The following is a 15726-nucleotide window of genomic DNA, read 5'->3' as shown; positions in this document are numbered from 1 at the left end:
GCATACGGCGTGGCCCGTCGCGCGCCGCTACCCTATGCCGATGAACTACCGCCACGCCTTCCACGCCGGCAATCACGCCGACGTCCTCAAGCATGTCGTGCTGCTCGCGATCTGCGACGCGCTGGCGCTCAAGCCGGCGCCCTGCTTCGCGCTCGACACCCACGCCGGCGCTGGTCTCTACAGTCTGGTCGACGACGCTGCGCGCCGGACCGGCGAGGCCGAGGCCGGCATCGGCCGCCTGCTGGCCGCCCCGCCGGCGGTGCCGGCGATCGCGCGCTACCTGGACGCGATCGCGGCCTGCCGCGCCGCCCATGGCGCCGACGCCTATCCCGGCTCGCCCTGGCTGCTCGCCCATGCCCTGCGCGCGCAGGACCGGATTGCCTGCTGCGAGATCGAGCCTGGCGCATTGGCCGCGCTGCGCCAGGCGGTCGGCCGCGACCCGCGCGTGGCGGTGCATGCGCGTGACGGCTACGAGGCCTGCCGCGCGCTGCTGCCGCCGCGGCACGGCGCGCAGAAGTTCGCCCGTGGCCTGGTGCTGATCGACCCGCCTTACGAAGCCCAGCGCGCGGAGTTCGACGTCGCCCTGCCCGCGATGCGCGACGCGCTGTCGCGCTGGCCGCAGGCAACCCAGGCACTGTGGTACCCGATCAAGCAGCGACGCACGCTCACCCCGTTCCTGCGCGACGCCGGCCGGCTGCAGAGCCGCTCGACCCTGGTGGTAGAACTGCTGGTCCGGGGCGACGATTCGCCGCTGCGGATGAACGGCAGCGGGCTGCTGCTGGTCGACCCGCCCTGGTCGCTGGCCGACGCGCTCGCGCCAGCGCTCGACGCCTTGCGCCGGACCCTGGGCGAGGCCGGCGCCGACACCCGCCTGCACTGGCTGCGCGAGCCGGCCTGAGGACCGCGCAGGATGTGGCAGAGACTGCGGCGCTTCGCAGCCTGCCTTCACGGTACCTGAATCGCGGAGTTGGGTATGGTCGGCCCCACCCTTCCAGCCCGACCTTCGATGACCGCACGCAACCGCCTCCCTCCCTGGCACGAGGAAATCCGTCTCGCGAACGGCCGCCAGGTGTTGATCCGGCCGATCCGTCCCGCCGATGCCGACCCGCTGCGCGCGGCCTTCGCGCTGCTGGAACCCGACGAGGTCCGCCAGCGCTTCCTGTACGCCAAGAAGGAGCTCTCGCCCGAGACCGCGCTTCGGCTGACCCAACCCAACCCCAAGTCGGAGTTCGTGCTGGTCGCCGCCGAGCCGATGACGCCGGGCGAGGCGCTGGTCGGCGCAGTGGCACGCGCCGCGATCCTGCCCGGCACCCGGCATGCCGAGTTCCACATTCTGGTCAGCCACTACGTGGCCGGCATGGGGCTGGGGCGTCATCTGATGCGGCGGCTGGTGCGCTGGGCCAAAGGCAAGCGCCTGGACCGGCTGTACGGCGATGTGCTCGAAGAAAACGAGCCGATGCGCGCGCTGGCCAGGTCGCTCGGCTTCCAGCAGACCGCCGGCGAGGCGCCGGGCATGATCCGGGTCTCGCTGGATCTCAAGCGCAGCGCCCCCGAGGGCAGCGGCGCCGAGGCGCCGCATCTGCCGCTGGGTTGAGGCCCCGGTCGGCGCAGCAGCGCTGGCCAGGTCCGCCGATCGCGGCATTGCGCACAGCCGCACGCCGCGCCCTGTCTCAGGGCGCGAGACCGCTTCGTTTAGACTGACAGGTTGATCGCGCCGGAAGCCCGACGGGCATCCGGCGCTGTCGTCGTTGTGCCCCCGTTCTCTCCGCCGTACCGCTTCCCGACGTCCCGATGCCCAAGTCCCTCGCTTCCCCCGCCGCCCCGCCGTTGCCCGGCGCTGGCCATACCCGCGCCTGGTGGCGCGCGCCCGCCAGCCGCAGTGCGCTGGCCTGGGCGGTGCTGCAAGCCGCGCGCGCCCATCACGGGCCGCTGCTGCTGGTCGCGCGCGACAACCACGGCGCCCATCAGCTCGAACACGATCTGCGCACGCTCGGCGGGGAAGATCCGGCTTTGCCGGTGGTGCCGTTCCCGGATTGGGAGACGCTGCCCTTCGACCGCTTCAGCCCACATCCGGACATCGTCTCCCAGCGCCTGGCCGCGCTGCACCGCCTGCCGGGGCTGACCCGCGGCATCGTCGTGGTCCCGGTGCAGACGCTGATGCAGCGACTGGCGCCGGTCAAACACATCGCCGGCAGCAGCTTCGACCTGACCGTCGGCCAGACCCTCGATCTCGACGCCGAGAAACGCCGCCTGGAAAGCGCGGGCTATGCCCATGTCCCGCAGGTCCACGATCCAGGCGACTTCGCCGTGCGTGGCGGGCTGCTCGACGTCTTCCCGATGGGCGCTGACCAGCCTTACCGGATCGAGCTGTTCGACGACGCGATCGAGACGATCCGTGCCTTCGACCCCGAATCGCAGCGGTCGCTGGAGAAGATCGACGCCCTGCGCATGCTGCCCGGCCGCGAAGTGCCACTGGACGAGACGTCGCTGGCACGCGCGATGGACGCGCTGCGCGAGCGCTTCGACATCGACACCCGGCGCAGCGGGCTGTACCAGGATCTCAAGGCCGGTGCGGCACCGGCCGGTATCGAGTACTACCTGCCGCTGTTCTTCGATGCGCCGCGCCGCGCACTGGCCGAGCGCGGCGCCCCTGCGCCGAGTACGGCCACGCTGTTCGACTACCTGCCTGCGGACACGCTGCCGGTGCTCGATGTCGGGGTGTCGGCGGCCAGCGACCAGTTCCAGGCGCAGATCGACCATCGCTACGACCAGTTGCGCCACGACATCGAGCGCCCGCTGCTGCCACCGGCCGAATTGTGGCTGACGCCCGACGCGCTGCGCGAACGCCTCAACCAGGGCACCCGGATCGAGCTGTGCGACGCCGCGCACCCGCGCCACGGCCAGGCCGCAGCGCTGGGCGAGCAGCCGGCGCCCGAGCTGCCGCTGGCCGCCCGCGACCAGCCCCCCGCGCAGGCGCTCAAGACCTTCCTGGGCCATTACCCCGGGCGCGTGCTGATCGCGGCCGATTCGGCCGGCCGCCGCGAAGCCTTGCTCGAGGTGCTGCAGGCCGCCGACCTGCGTCCCACGGTGGTGGCGGGCTTCGGCGCGTTCGTCGACGACGCCGCGCGCTTTGCGATCGCGGTGGCGCCGCTCGAGGACGGCTTCGCGCTCGATGCGCCGCAGATGACGGCGCTGACCGAACGCCAGTTGTTCCCCGAGCGCGCCGCGCAGCCGCGCAGCCGACGCCGGGCCGGGCGCGATCCGGAGACCATCATCCGCGATCTGGGCGAGCTCAGCGAGGGCGCGCCGATCGTCCATGAGGACCACGGCGTCGGGCGCTACCGCGGCCTGGTCGTACTCGAGGCCGGCGGCCAGCCGGGCGAGTACCTGGACATCGAGTACGCCAAGGGCGACCGACTGTACGTGCCGGTGTCGCAACTGCATCTGGTCAACCGCTACTCGGGCGCATCGCCCGAAACCGCGCCGCTGCATTCGCTCGGCGGCGAGGCCTGGACCCGTGCCAAGAAGAAGGCGGCCGACAAGGTCCGCGACGTCGCCGCCGAGCTGCTGGAGATCCAGGCCAAGCGCCAAGCACGGGCCGGACTGGCGCTGGAGGTCGACCGCTCGATGTACGAGCCGTTCGCCGCCGCGTTCCCGTTCGAGGAAACGCCCGACCAGCATGCTGCGATCGAGGCGATGATCCGCGACCTGGGCAGCAGCCAGCCGATGGACCGCGTGGTCTGCGGCGATGTCGGCTTCGGCAAGACCGAGGTCGCCGTGCGCGCGGCCTTCGTCGCCGCGACCGCCGGCAAGCAGGTCGCCGTGCTGGTGCCGACCACGCTGCTGGCCGAGCAGCACTACCGCACGATGGCCGACCGCTTCGCCGACTGGCCGCTGCGCGTGGAGGTGCTCTCGCGTTTCAAGAGCAGCAAGGAGATCAAGGCCGAGCTCGAAAAGCTCGCCCGCGGCGAGATCGACGTCATCGTCGGCACCCACCGCCTGCTGCAGCCGGACGTGAAGTTCAAGGACCTGGGGCTGGTGATCGTCGACGAAGAGCAGCGCTTTGGCGTGCGCCAGAAGGAAGCGCTCAAGGCACTGCGCGCCAATGTGCACCTGCTGACCCTGACCGCGACCCCGATCCCGCGCACGCTCAACATGGCGATGGCCGGCCTGCGCGATCTGTCGATCATCGCCACGCCGCCTGCGCACCGGCTGGCGGTGCAGACCTTCGTCGTGCCCTGGGACGATGCCCAGTTGCGGGAGGCATTCCAGCGCGAGCTCAGCCGTGGCGGCCAGGTCTATTTCCTGCACAACGATGTCGAGAGCATCGGCCGCATGCAGCGCCAACTGCAGGAGCTGGTGCCCGACGCGCGCATCGGCATCGCCCACGGGCAGATGCCCGAGCGCGAGCTCGAGCGGGTCATGCTCGATTTCCACAAGCAGCGCTTCAACGTGCTGCTGTGCTCGACGATCATCGAGTCGGGCATCGACATCCCCAACGCCAACACGATCATCATCAACCGCGCCGACAAGTTCGGCCTGGCGCAGCTGCACCAGCTGCGTGGCCGCGTCGGCCGCTCGCATCACCGCGCCTACGCCTACCTGGTCACGCCGGATCTGCGCAGCATCACCAGCGACGCGCGCAAGCGCCTGGAGGCGATCGCCTCGATGGACGAGCTCGGCGCCGGCTTCACGCTGTCCACCCACGACCTGGAGATCCGCGGCGCCGGCGAACTGCTGGGCGAAGGCCAGAGCGGACAGATGGCCGAGGTCGGCTTCAGCCTGTACACCGAGCTGCTCGAACGGGCGGTGCGCAGCATCAAGCAAGGCAAGCTGCCCGACGTCGACGAAGCCGACGCGCGCGGGGCTGAGGTCGAACTGCACGTCCCGGCGCTGATTCCCGAGGACTACCTGCCCGATGTGCACACCCGGCTGATGCTCTACAAGCGCATCAGCGGCGCCCGCGACGCCGAGCGGCTGCGCGAGCTGCAGGTGGAGATGATCGATCGCTTCGGCCTGCTTCCCGACGCCGCCAGGCACCTGTTCCAGGTCGCCGACCTCAAGCTGCAGGCCACCGCGCTGGGCATTCGCAAGCTCGACCTGGGCGAGGCCGGTGGCCGCGTGCAATTCGCCGACAAGCCCAAGGTCGACCCGCTGGCGGTGATCGGACTGGTGCAGGGGCAGCCGCAGCGCTACCGTATGGACGGGCCGGACAAGCTGCGCATCACGCTCGACCTGCCCGATGCCGAGTCACGGATCAAGACCGCCCGCGGCCTGTTGATCGCACTCGCCCCGTCCTCGTCGCCGCCCGCTCGCTGATGCCCACCACCACTCCGCATATCGACCGCGCGCCCGACGACCTCGTCGCCTCGCTGCATGTGCTGACGGTGGCCTTGCACGAGCGCGACACCTACACCCACGGCCACTGCGACCGCGTCGGACGGCTGGCCGGTGCGCTGGCCCGCCGGCTCGGTCTGTCGCGCACGCGTCGACATGCGCTGGTGCTGGCCGCGCGCTTCCATGACATCGGCAAGATCGGCATTCCCGACGACGTGTTGCTGCACCCGCATCGGCTGGACCCGGACCGGCTGGCGATCATGCGCACCCATTCGGCGCGCGGCGCGCGGGTGTTCGTGGCCACCGGTCGCGAGGACGCCCATGACGTCGCGCGGATCATCCGCCACCACCACGAGGCGGTCGACGGCAGCGGCTATCCCGACGGCCTGATCGGCGAGGCGATTCCGCTCGAGGCGCGCATGCTGGCCGTCGTCGACAGCTACGACGCGATGACCAGCGACCGCCCGTACCGCCCGGCCCTGGGCGTCGATCAGACGCTGGCGCGGCTGCGGGCCGATGCCGCCCACAGACTCGACCCCGACCTGGTGGACGCCTTCATCGGCGTCCTGCACACCAGCCCGGGCTGACGCTCAGCGCGGCGGCGCGGTCCCGCCGACGCTGTCCAGGATCGCGCCGGCCAGGCGCGCGTAGTCGCCGTCGAAATGATGGCCGCCGGGCAAGGTCCGGACGGTGACGTGACCGGGCGGCAAGGCCGCACAGGTGGCGTCATCGTCGCCCTCGCCTTCGATACACAGCGCGCGATCGGCCGACAGGCGCAGCACTTCGGGCGCGATCTCCAGCGCGTCGGGATCGCTCGCCGACAGCCAGTTGCCGACATGGAACTCGAACGAGGCACGCCGGCCCAGCCCGATCAACACCGTGTGCGCGACCGTCGCGCGGGTGGCCGGCGGCAGCCGGTTGACCGCGAAAGGCAGCACGTCGGCCCCCTGCGAGTAGCCGATCAGCAACACGCGCACCCGGCCCCAGCGCGCGGCGTAGCTCCGCACCACGCGGTCGATGTCGCGGGCCAGGCCGTCAGGCGTGCGCGCCGACCAGAAATAGCGCAGCGAATCGAACCCCACCACCGCGATGCCGCGCGCGGCCAACGCATCGGCGACCTCGGTGTCGAGCCCGGCCCAGCCGCCGTCGCCGCTGAGCAGGATCGCGAACATCGGCTGCGCCGGCCCGCGAGCCGGCACCTCGACCAGCGGCAGGTCGCGCACGTCCGAAGGCGGTGCGGCCGGCTGCGCGCGCGCCGACAGGCGCGCCAGGCGCTGGACGGCGGCGCGCAACGGCGCCGGCCCATCGCCATGTGCGCGCACCGCGGCGCCATCGATGCCGCGCGCGAAGCGCTGCAGCTCGCCCAGTTCGGCCGTGCTGGTCAGGGCCAGCCAGGGCATGACGAGGGCCGGCACCGGCTGCAGCGTCACCGTATCGGGCTGAGGCGTGTGCGCAGCGAACAGCGTGCCCGCGCCCTGGCAAGGCGGCTTGCCGAGCGCCAGCGGCGGCAACGCGCCGCGCGTGACCGCGCCGGCAAACACCCCCGGCTGGGCCTGCGCGGCCATCGCATAGACGATCGCCGCGCCCTCGCCCCGGCCCACCAGGACTGGCGGCCGGTAGTCGGGCGTTCGCGCATAGCCCTGCAGCCAATGCGAGAGATTCTCCAGATCGCCATCCGGGAACGCGCAGGCCCCGCCATCGCGCGCCAGCGCCACCTGCAGCCGCGCCACGTCGATCTCGGCCACCAGGGCACCGTCGGCTGCCAGGGCCTGCGCGGTGGCGTGGTCGTCGCCCGTATCGAGCAACAACACGGTATGCGTCGCCTGCCCGGCCGGCCGTGTCAGCACGACATCCTCGAAGAACCCATGCCGCAGCCGTTCCTGCGCAGCTGCAGGCCCCACCAGCAGCAACGCCGCCACAACGCCCCACATCATCACAGGTCTCATTTCGACAGGACTCCTCGGTAACCGCCCGCAATCAATGCCGCGGCATCGGCCAGCACCAGCAGCGGCGCGATGCCGCCGGGCGAGGCGAGATAGCGCGCGCTCCACTGCGGATCGAACTTGTCCTTGAACGCGCGCAGCCCACGGAAGTTGTAGAACTGCTCGCCGCGCGCGAACAACAGCCGCCCCATGCGATGCCACTGCGGCGCCAATGCGTGGGTCGCCATGCCCGACAGCGGCGCCATGCCCAGCCCGAAGCGCTGGTAGCCATCTGCGGCCAGGTGCTGGAGCAGGCGCGCGAACAGGAAATCCATCGTGCCGGGCGGCGCATCGGGCAGGTGGCGCATCAGATCGATGCTCGCCTCCGACGCCTCGCCCGCCGGATCGCCAGCGAGGAGCAGGCTGGCGAACGCGATAATCCGCGTCTCGTCGCGCACCACCGCGATCGGATTCCGGGCGAGATACGCAGGATCGAACGCGCCGATCGAAAACCGCTTCTCTGCGGTCCGGTGCTGCGCCAGCCAGGCATCGGAGACCGGCTGCAATGCGGGCAGCAGCGCCGGCACTTGCGGCGTGTCGACGATCTCGAACCGCAGGCCCGCACGCTCGGCGCGGTTGACTGCGGTGCGCAGACTACCCCGCCGCCTGCCCTGCAGCGAGAATCCGGGCAGCGGCACGCTGGCGTACTCGCCCAGCTTGAACAGCCGCAGGCCGGCATCGAGGTACAGCGGCAACGCCTCGGGGCCCACCTGATAGAAACAGCCGCGCGCCCCTGCATCGCGCGCGCGCTCCAGGAGCGTCCATACCAGGTCCGGCCAGGCCTCGTACGGGCCGACCGGATCGAACAGCGCGATCCATGAGCGGCCTTGCCGCCCGTACATCAGGAAGGCGTCGCCGGCCGGCGAGAACAACAGGTGCTTGTCGCCAGTGAGCACCAGTCCCGCGTCGGCGCTGTCGTGCGCACGCACGATCGCCTGCGCCTGCGCCAATTGCGCGGCATCGGGCAATGGCGGCGGCGGCGCGGCCGGACGTACCAGTTGCCGCAGCGCGAGCGCCAGCGCGACCACCGCCATCGCCACCAAGGCCCGCAACGAACGCGGCGCCTCGCCCGACAGCGCGAACTGCCACCACAACTGGTGCGCGTAGGCGACATCGCGGTAGGCGAAGAACAGCAGGCCGACCACCGCGATGCAGATCACCGCCATCGCCACCAGCCAGCCGCCGGTAAACGGCACCGCGAGCAGCGAGGCGCGGCGCGTGAACTGACGCCTGGAGACAAGCAGCGCCAGCAACAGCGCCGCCAATACCGCCGCCTCGGTCACCGCCACGCCCTTGGGCAGTGCGAACACCAGCGCCAGCGCCACCAGCACGACCGCCGCCCACCAGGCAGCGTCGAGCCGCCGCAACAACGCGCGCGCGACGAACAGCAGCAACACGCCGATGACCGAACTGAGGAAATGCGCCGCCTCGATCAGCGGCAGCGGGACCAGCGCGAGCATGCGCAGCGCGCGGCCGGTGGCCGGCGTCACACCCGAGACCAGCAGCATCACCGCCGCCACCAGGGTTGCGCCCGCCAGCACGCGCGGCGCCAACCCGGCCAGGAACCGACGCGCCGGCGACGCCACCCGCCCGGTCTCGTGCAGCACCAGCACGCCCAGCGCGATCAGCAGCGGCAGCACGTAATAGACCAGGCGATAGAGCACCAGTGCACCGGCCAGCGTGCCCGCCGGCACGCGATCGGCGAGCGCGACCAGCATCACCGCCTCGAACACGCCCAGCCCGCCCGGCACATGGCTGACCACCCCCACCACCACGGCCGCGGCATAGAAGCCCAGGAACGTCGCAAAGCCGACCGCGCCTTCGGGCAGCAGCAGCCACAGCACCGCGGCGGCCGCCGTGATGTCGACGATCGACAGCGCCAGTTGAGTCCAGGCCAGGCCGGGCCTCGGCAGGCGGAGACGGCCCACGTGCCCGCGGATCTGGCACAGCACCAGCAGCCCCAGCACCGCCGCCACCGCCAGCGCACCCAGCGAGGCCACGGTCCAGGCCGGCAGGCGCAGCATCGGCGCGAGCGCAGCGGCATCCCACCACAGCCCGGCGCCGCCGACCGCGCAGGCGCCAAGCCCGAATGCGGATGCATTGAAGACGATCGCGCGCGACACCTCGCCCGGCTCCACGCCCGCGGCCCCGTAGAGCCGCATGCGCACCGCGCCCCCGGTGAACACACCCAGGCCGATCGTGTTGCTCAGCGCGTAGGCGACGAACGCGGTCTTGGCGACCGTCCGCGCGGGCACGCGCGCACCGACATAACGCAACGCGCTCGCGTCGTAGCCGACCAGTGCGGCGAAGCTGATCGCAGTGGCGAGGATCGCCAGTGCGATCCGCAGACCCGGCGTGGCCTCGATCGCGGCGACGATCTCGTCGTAGCGCAACTCGTGCCACAAGCCGTGCAAGGCGACCGCGAGCAGTGCGCCGATCGCCAGCACACCTGCGATGATCGCGACGCGGCGCAGCGCCTCGGCATGCGCGATCGACCAGGCGCTGACCGTCTGCAGCGAACGTCGTATCGACACCACCATGTCCACCTCGCGCGTACGCCCCACGGCGATCGCAGGGCACGAAGGCCGCGGAGCATACACCCGCCTCCGTGTCCGGCAGGCGCACACGCCGCGCCGGCCAAGGCACGCCGTTCAGCCGTCCCGCGGACCCGCAAAACCAGCCTGAAAGCGGCCTAGACCCGCGAGTACGACCAGGACTGCATGGCACCGTTCAGATACGGCATCACGCCGTGGAAGGCGCGCGGATCGTCGTCGAACACCAGCGGCAGGAACTGGCGGTCGCCTTCCCACAGTGGCAGCTCGAGCACGCGATCGGCCTGGACCCATTCCAGCGTGCCTTCAGGGTTGGCGGTCAGCGGCGTGCCATGCCAGGCGTCGATGACGAACACGAAGCCCAGCCAGTCCTCGCCGTTGCGACCGAAGCCCGGCCAGCTGACGGTGCCGCGCAGACGCAGGCTGTCGCACTCGATGCCCGCTTCCTCACGGATTTCCCGGCGCATGCCGGCGACCACGTCCTCGTCGCGCTCGATCTTGCCGCCCAGGCCGTTGTACTTGCCCAGGTGCTGATCGCCGGGCCGCGCATTGCGGTGGATCATCAGCACCCGTCGGCGATCGGGGGACAGCACGTAGCCGAGCGTGGCGACGATCGGGGTGTAAGGCATCGGGCTCAGGCCTGCGTCGGGAAGCCGGGCATTGTAGCGAGCCCCGCCGCAGATCCTGCCGTGGTGGCTCTCAGCCGGGCGCGGCGGGCAGCAGCAACCGCGCCACCAGCGCCTCGTACAGCGCCGGCAGCGCCTCGAGATCGGCAACGCGGACGTGCTCGTCGACCTGATGGATGCTGGCGTTGACCGGACCGATCTCGATGCATTGCGCGCCCAACGGCGCGATGAAGCGGGCATCGGACGTGCCGCCACCGGTGCTCTCCTCGGGCGCGGTGCCGGCGAAGGCCGTCAGCACCTCGCGCGCCGCCGCGCGCAGCGGCCCTTCCGGCGTATGGAATGGCTCGCCGCTGCGATGCCAGTCGAGCGTGCAATCCAGGTCGTGCCGCGCCAGCAGCGCGGCGATCTCGGCCTCCAGCCGCGGCGCGTCCCAATGCGGGTTGTAGCGCAGGTTGAACTGCACCGTCGCACTGCCGGGAATCACGTTCGTCGCGCCCGTGCCGGCGGCGATGTTGCTGACCTGCAGGCTGGTGGGCGGGAACGAGTCGAAACCGTCGTCCCAGTGCCGGCCGACGAGTTCGGCCAGCGCCGGCGCCAGCAGGTGGACCGGGTTGCGCGCCTTGTCCGGATAGGCCACATGCCCCTGCACGCCGTGCACGGTCAGCGTGGCCGACAGGCTGCCGCGCCGGCCCACGCGCAGCAGATCGCCCAGGCGCCGGGTCGACGACGGCTCGCCGGTGATGCACCAGTCGATCCGCGTGCCGCGCTCGGCGAACGTGCGCGCGACCCGGCGCACGCCGTCGATCGCCGCGCCTTCCTCGTCGGAGGTCAGCAGCACCGCCAGCGTGCCGGGATGCTCGGGATGCGCGGCGACGAAGCGCTCGGCCGCGATCACGAACGCGGCGACGCTGCCCTTCATATCGGCCGCCCCGCGCCCGTACAGCGCGCCGTCGCGGATCTCGGGCACGAACGGATCCGAGCGCCAGTCCGCGACCGGGCCGCTCGGCACCACGTCGGTATGGCCGAGCAGCACCAGCACCGGCCCGCCGGTCCCGTGCGTGGCCCAGAGATTGTCGACGTCGCCAAAGCGCAGCGATTCGATCGCAAAGCCCGCCTGGGCCAGGCGCCGGGCGAGCAGCGCCTGGCAGCCGGCATCGTCGGGCGTCACCGAGCGGCGGGCGATCAGGTCACAGGTGAGATCGAGAACGTCGGACATGGCAGCTCGCTTGGGACACGGTCAGTGCACGCACACCGGCGGTTGGCCCGGCAGGAGGGCATGACACGCCCGCCGGGAGACTTGCGCCGGAGCGCTCAGTCGATGCCGAAGCGCTTCTTGAAGCCGTTGTCGCTGAAGCCCTGGGTGACCGTGCCGTCCTCGGTGACCACGACCGGGCGCCGGATCAGCTGCGGGTACTCGCGCAGCAGCAGCTTCCATTCCGCCTCACTGGCCGCCCCCTTGCGGTTGTCGGGCAACTGCCGCCACGTGGTCGAGGACTTGTTGACCATCGCCTCGAAACCGCCCAACTGCCCAGCCCAGGCGACCAGCGTCTCGGGGGTCGGCTTGTCATCGCGGTAGTCGACGAACGTGTGCGCGACGCCGAAGCGATCGAGCCATTTGCGCGCCTTCTTGCAGGTATCGCAGTTCTTCAGGCCGTAGAGCGTGGTCATGGGAGAGTCCTTGAACAATCGCCGGGATCGCCCGGCGTGAGGTCGTCGGCCGCCGCAACTGCGGCGGCCGTCCGGGCCGGCTCAGTCAGCCAGGCCGCGCAGCAACTCGTTGACCGAGGTCTTGCTGCGGGTCTTTTCATCGACCTGCTTGACGATGACCGCGCAGTACAGCGAATGCGAGCCGTCCTTGGCCGGCAGCTGGCCCGAGACCACGACGCTGCCCGGCGGCACGTAGCCGTAGGAGATCTCGCCGGTCGCGCGGTCGTAGATGCGCGTCGACTGGCCGAGGAACACGCCCATGCCAATCACGCTGTGGTGACCGACGACGACACCCTCGACGACCTCCGAGCGCGCGCCGATGAAGCAGTGGTCCTCGATGATCGTCGGGCTGGCCTGCAGCGGCTCGAGCACGCCGCCAATGCCGGCGCCGCCCGACAGATGCACATGCTTGCCGATCTGCGCACACGAGCCCACCGTGGCCCAGGTGTCGACCATCGTGCCCTCGCCCACATAAGCGCCGATGTTGACGAAGCTCGGCATCAGCACCACGTCGCGGCCGAAGTAAGTGCCGCGGCGCACCGCGGCGCCCGGCACCACGCGCACGCCGGCGGCCTTGAAACGCGCTTCATCGAAACCGGCGAAGCGCGCCTCGACCTTGTCCCAAAACGGTGCGGGCTGGGCGTCGATCACCGCCATGTCGTTGCTGCGGAAGTACAGCAGCACCGCCTTCTTGAGCCACTCGTTGACCTGCCAGCCGCCATTGCCATCGGGTTCGGCAACGCGCAGCTCGCCCGACTCCAGGCCGGCCATCGCCTGTTCGACCGCCGGTTTGACCGCATCGCCGATCTCCTGGGCGGTGAGCTCGGCACGACGCGCGAACGCGTCCTCGATCAATGTCTGCAGCGCGTGGGTCATGGCGGATCTTCGTGGGGAAAAACAGGGGCGCTATCGTGCCATGTCGCCGTCGATCGAAGCGAGCAATGCAGTGCGCAGCGTCTCCTGCGCCGCCTCGTCGAGCGGCTGGCCATCGGCGCCGACGAGCCGGAACACGTCCTCGACGCGTTCGCCGAACGTCGCCACGCGCGCATCGTGTACGCGAATGCCGTGCTGGCGCAGCACATGGGCGACATCGGCCAGCAGGCCCGGCCGGTCGGTGCACACCAGGCTGAAGACTGTGTGTCGTCCGTCGGCTCCGGGATTGAATTCGATGCGTGGCGGCACGCGGAAGTGCCGCAGGTGGCGCGGCTGGGCACGACGCGCCGGACGCAGATCGAGCGCCCCGCCGAGCACGGTGGCGAGCTTGCGCTCGATCGCGATCAGTTCCAGCGGATGGCGCGTGTCCATCGGCAACACCTGGAAGACGTCGAAGATCGTGCCGCCCGGCCCGTCGAGCGCGCGTGCCTGCTGGATCGCCAGCCCCAGACGGTCGAGCGTGATCACGATCGCCGAGAACAGGCCGTCGCGATCAGGCGAATGCACGAACACCTCCAGCGCCTGCGCCCCGGCCGCGAGCCGGCGCACACGCACCACTAGCCCGCCCTGGGCACTGTCGCGCAGCGCCAGCGCCTGCCAGACCACCTGGTCGGCGCGCCCGCGCAAGAAACTCTCCTGCGGAATCCGCGCGAACAGGGCGTCGGCCTGAGCGTCGTCGATGCCGTGGGCCGAGAGCAGCCCGCGGGCGCGGTCGCGCGCTTCGGCGATACGCTCGATCGCCGCCAGCGGGTGCTCGAGGCCCCGGCGCAGCGCCAGCCGCGTGGCGCTGCGCAGATCGGTCAGCAGCCGGTCCTTCCAGGCGTTCCAGAGCTTGGGCGAGGTGCCGGCGATGTCCGCGCAGGTCAGCAAGTACAGGTAATCCAGCCGTTCGCGATCAGCGACTTCGGCGGCGAACTTGTGGATCACGGCCGGGTCGGAGATGTCGAGCTTCTGCGCGCTGGTCGACATCAGCAGGTGGCGCCGCACCAGCCATTCCACCAGCGCGGTGTCGGTCTCGCCCAGCCCATGGCCCTCGCAGAACGCGCGCGCATCGACCGCGCCCAGTTCCGAATGGTCGCCGCCGCGCCCCTTGCCGATGTCGTGGAACAGGCCGGCCAGCAGCAACAGTTCGGGCTTGCGCAGCTGCGGCCACACTTCGTGCGCAGTGGAGAACCGCTCGTCCGGCGCCTCGGAGGCGAAACTGGCGATGTTGCGCAGCACCGCCAGCGTGTGTTGATCGACGGTGTAGGCGTGGAACAGGTCGAACTGCATCCGCCCGGTGACATTGGCGAACTCGGGAATCCACACGCCCAGCACGCCGAGCCTGGCCATGCGCTCGAGCGTACGCACCGGCGTGGGCCCACGCAGCAGGGCCATGAACTGCTCGCGCAGCACCGGCGAGGCACTGCGCCACGACGGCAACGCGTGCAACGATTCAGCCAGCGCGCGCGCGGTCTGTGAGTGCAGGCCGCGCAGCTCCTGGCGGTCGGCCCAGATCGCGAACAGATCGAACACCCGCGCGATGTCGCCGCCGGGCCAGACATCGTCGCGCGCCACCAGGTAGCCGCGCTGCACGCCGAACTCAGCATCGAGCGGCCGCAGCGCGCCCTCGCCCTCGATCTGTTCCTCGAAGCGCTGCAGCAGGCGTTCGCTGATCCGCTGCACCACCGCGGCACTGCGGTAGAACTCCTGCATCATCTTCTCGACCAGCGGGTTGTCGGCCTGTTCGACGTGGTGCAGCCGCGCGGCCAGCGCCTTCTGGTAATCGAAGCGCAGCCGCTCCTCGGCCTTGCCGGCGACCAAGTGCAGCCCGAAGCGCAGCCGCGAGAGCGTGCGCCGCTCGCGTTCGAGCGTGGCGTGCTCGTCGACCCCGAGCTGGCCGAGCGCAATCAATTCTTCCAGGCCGTAGATGCCCAGCACACGGCGCGCCATCCAGCGCAGGTTGTGCACGTCGCGCAGGCCACCGGGGCCGTCCTTGATGTTGGGCTCGAGATTGTCGGCGGTGTCGCCGAAGCGCGCGTGGCGGACTTCGAGCTCGCGCCGCTTGGCGTGGAAGAACTCGGCCGCCGGCCAGACCTTCGGGTCGGCGATCGCATCCATCAGCGCGCGCACCTCGCCGATATTGGCCAACAGCGGACGCGCCTCCAGCAGCGCGGTCAGCACGGTCGCATCGGCGGCTGCCTCGGTGCACTCCGCAAAGCTGCGCACCGCATGGCCGACCGGCAGCCCCAGGTCCCACAACAGCGCCAGCATCCGGCTCAGCGCCTGCGCGTGCGCGGCCTGCACCTGCGGCTCGCCGACGATGAGCAGGTCGATGTCCGAATGCGGGAACAGTTCGCCGCGGCCATACCCCCCGACCGCGAACAGCGCCAGCACCGCCTCGCCGGGAATACAGCGCGCCCAGGCCTTGCGCACCCAACCGTCGACGGCGTTGGCGCGTGCGGCCAGCAGCCGATCGATGTGCTGGCCGGCGTCGAAGCCTTGGATCAGCCGCGCGTCGTGCGCGGCGAGCGCGTCGCGCGCCTCCGCCACCCAGGCCGCGTCGCCGACGTCGGCGGCAGGTGCGGTGGCGGCGGTGCGCTCGCCCAC

At 71.0% G+C, this 15726-nt stretch carries 11 protein-coding genes; 4 read left to right on the top strand and 7 right to left on the bottom strand.

Going from position 1 to position 15726, the window contains the following annotated elements; translation table 11 throughout:
• The first annotated feature begins 40 nt into the window (after window positions 1-40).
• The 4 genes from rlmJ to WAF18_RS14310 all read left to right on the top strand — a co-directional run bounded on the left by rlmJ (window position 41) and on the right by WAF18_RS14310 (window position 5924).
• A complete protein-coding gene (gene rlmJ / locus WAF18_RS14325) occupies window positions 41-898 on the top strand; it encodes a 23S rRNA (adenine(2030)-N(6))-methyltransferase RlmJ (RefSeq protein ID WP_337245700.1) in 858 nt (285 codons plus the stop codon).
• Window positions 899-1006: 108 nt separating this feature from the next.
• A complete protein-coding gene (locus WAF18_RS14320) occupies window positions 1007-1594 on the top strand; it encodes a GNAT family N-acetyltransferase (protein ID WP_337245699.1) in 588 nt (195 codons plus the stop codon).
• Window positions 1595-1791: 197 nt separating this feature from the next.
• On the top strand, window positions 1792-5319 hold the full coding sequence (mfd, locus tag WAF18_RS14315) for a transcription-repair coupling factor (RefSeq protein WP_337245698.1): 3528 nt from the start codon (window positions 1792-1794) through the stop codon (window positions 5317-5319).
• Entirely contained in the window at window positions 5319-5924 is a 606-nt protein-coding gene (locus tag WAF18_RS14310) for an HD-GYP domain-containing protein (protein ID WP_337245697.1), read from the top strand. The genes mfd and WAF18_RS14310 overlap by 1 nt, the downstream gene beginning before the upstream one ends.
• A 3-nt stretch (window positions 5925-5927) precedes the next feature.
• On the opposite strand, the gene WAF18_RS14305 is transcribed toward WAF18_RS14310, so the two are convergent.
• From WAF18_RS14305 to glnD, 7 genes are all read right to left on the bottom strand, one after another.
• Complete coding sequence (locus WAF18_RS14305; RefSeq protein WP_337245696.1) at window positions 5928-7283, bottom strand: AcvB/VirJ family lysyl-phosphatidylglycerol hydrolase; 1356 nt, start codon at window positions 7281-7283, stop codon at window positions 5928-5930.
• Complete coding sequence (gene mprF / locus WAF18_RS14300) at window positions 7280-9853, bottom strand: bifunctional lysylphosphatidylglycerol flippase/synthetase MprF (protein ID WP_337245695.1); 2574 nt, start codon at window positions 9851-9853, stop codon at window positions 7280-7282. Before mprF ends, WAF18_RS14305 begins: the two co-directional genes overlap by 4 nt.
• 158 nt (window positions 9854-10011) lie before the next feature.
• On the bottom strand, window positions 10012-10500 hold the full coding sequence (locus tag WAF18_RS14295) for an 8-oxo-dGTP diphosphatase (protein WP_337245694.1): 489 nt from the start codon (window positions 10498-10500) through the stop codon (window positions 10012-10014).
• 70 nt (window positions 10501-10570) lie between these two features.
• On the bottom strand, window positions 10571-11713 hold the full coding sequence (dapE, locus tag WAF18_RS14290) for a succinyl-diaminopimelate desuccinylase (protein ID WP_337245693.1): 1143 nt from the start codon (window positions 11711-11713) through the stop codon (window positions 10571-10573).
• Between the two features lie 95 nt (window positions 11714-11808).
• Window positions 11809-12165 (bottom strand): arsenate reductase, encoded by a 357-nt coding sequence (locus WAF18_RS14285; protein ID WP_241943714.1) that lies wholly within the window; start codon window positions 12163-12165, stop codon window positions 11809-11811.
• Between the two features lie 81 nt (window positions 12166-12246).
• Window positions 12247-13080 (bottom strand): 2,3,4,5-tetrahydropyridine-2,6-dicarboxylate N-succinyltransferase, encoded by an 834-nt coding sequence (dapD, locus tag WAF18_RS14280; protein WP_337245692.1) that lies wholly within the window; start codon window positions 13078-13080, stop codon window positions 12247-12249.
• 30 nt (window positions 13081-13110) lie between these two features.
• Window positions 13111-15726 carry a [protein-PII] uridylyltransferase gene (glnD, locus tag WAF18_RS14275; protein WP_337245691.1) on the bottom strand — a complete coding sequence of 872 codons (2616 nt, stop codon included), beginning with the start codon at window positions 15724-15726 and terminating at the stop codon, window positions 13111-13113.

Source organism: Luteimonas sp. gir (assembly GCF_037198055.1).
GTDB lineage: Bacteria > Pseudomonadota > Gammaproteobacteria > Xanthomonadales > Xanthomonadaceae > Luteimonas > Luteimonas citri_A.
Note: the sequence above shows the minus strand (reverse complement) of the source record. Positions and strands in the feature narration are given on the sequence as shown.

Coding starts and splice junctions, on each gene's coding strand:
- dapD (WP_337245692.1), bottom strand. CDS start 13,080: ATGACCCACGCGCTGCAGACATTGATCGAGGACGCGTTCGCGCGTCGT.
- mfd (WP_337245698.1), top strand. CDS start 1,792: ATGCCCAAGTCCCTCGCTTCCCCCGCCGCCCCGCCGTTGCCCGGCGCT.
- WAF18_RS14285 (WP_241943714.1), bottom strand. CDS start 12,165: ATGACCACGCTCTACGGCCTGAAGAACTGCGATACCTGCAAGAAGGCG.
- WAF18_RS14305 (WP_337245696.1), bottom strand. CDS start 7,283: ATGAGACCTGTGATGATGTGGGGCGTTGTGGCGGCGTTGCTGCTGGTG.
- dapE (WP_337245693.1), bottom strand. CDS start 11,713: ATGTCCGACGTTCTCGATCTCACCTGTGACCTGATCGCCCGCCGCTCG.
- WAF18_RS14295 (WP_337245694.1), bottom strand. CDS start 10,500: ATGCCTTACACCCCGATCGTCGCCACGCTCGGCTACGTGCTGTCCCCC.
- rlmJ (WP_337245700.1), top strand. CDS start 41: ATGAACTACCGCCACGCCTTCCACGCCGGCAATCACGCCGACGTCCTC.
- WAF18_RS14310 (WP_337245697.1), top strand. CDS start 5,319: ATGCCCACCACCACTCCGCATATCGACCGCGCGCCCGACGACCTCGTC.
- WAF18_RS14320 (WP_337245699.1), top strand. CDS start 1,007: ATGACCGCACGCAACCGCCTCCCTCCCTGGCACGAGGAAATCCGTCTC.